The sequence below is a fragment of the Escherichia sp. MOD1-EC6098 genome, from assembly GCF_002965865.1.
Taxonomy (GTDB): Bacteria; Pseudomonadota; Gammaproteobacteria; order Enterobacterales; family Enterobacteriaceae; genus Escherichia; species Escherichia marmotae.
Genome location: NZ_PTSN01000076.1, coordinates 1 through 938, shown reverse-complemented (window position 1 = coordinate 938; position 938 = coordinate 1). Strand labels below are relative to the sequence as shown.

General features: G+C 58.4%; 1 protein-coding gene. It reads right to left on the bottom strand.

Features of this window, described 5'->3' with window-relative positions; all coding sequences use genetic code 11:
- Nucleotides 1-938 (bottom strand): host specificity protein J (locus C0K55_RS25690; protein WP_172956565.1); only part of this gene is annotated, 938 nt, incomplete at both ends.

Here is a 938-nt window from a genome sequence, read left to right as displayed (position 1 = left end):
ACCGCCAGCACGCGCCCGCCGATGCTGATACCGGCATAGTCATCATCGCAGATTTCAATGACATCGCCCGGTACATGGCGAAGCCCTTCAGCACCCACGCTGAAATCCACGGTCTGCGTCTCCAGCAGTTCCGTTTTAATCAGCCACAGCCCGGCGCGGTGTGCCTGCCCCCGGCTGGTACAGCCAAAGGCATCCATCTTCGTGACATTACGACCGTAACGGGCAATGGCCTGCGTATCTTCAACAAGCTCTGTCGCCGTCTCCCAGCCGTTATCCGGGTCAATCCAGTTCACCTCAACGGCATTATGGCGGTCCTTCAGGGCGCTGAAGCTGTAGCGGAACGGCGCGCCATCATCCGGCATCACCACATTACTGCGGTTATAGGTCCACACCTTATCCGACGGTCGGTCCTGCACGAACGTCAGCGTCTGCCCGTTCCATACCGGCATACAGCGCATCGCCGAGCAGAAATCACTGAGAACATCCCACGCCTTACGCTGTGTGGTCAGCCAGGCATTACAGGAAATGCGCGGCTCCGTGCCACCAAAACCGTCCGGCACCGACTGGTCGCAATTCTGGCCGATGACATACAGCGCCCATTTGTCCACATCCGCCGCACCAAGACGTTTACCCATGCCGTAGCGCGGGTGGGTCAGCATATCCCACAGACACCAGGCCATGTTGTTGCTGTATGCTGGCTTAAACGTTCCGTCCCAGATACCGCTGTATTGCCGCGTCTGCGGGTTATAGTTCGACGGCACCTGCAGAATGCGCCCGCGAAGATGATAATTACGGCTCACCTGCTGGCTGCCGAACTGTTCCGAGTCCACCTGCACGCCGACCAGTGCCGTGTTCGGGTAGCACTGTTTCACATCGATGATTTCGGTGTATGACGACCAGAGCGTTTTGTTCTGCAGCTGGTCTGTGGTGCTGTCCGG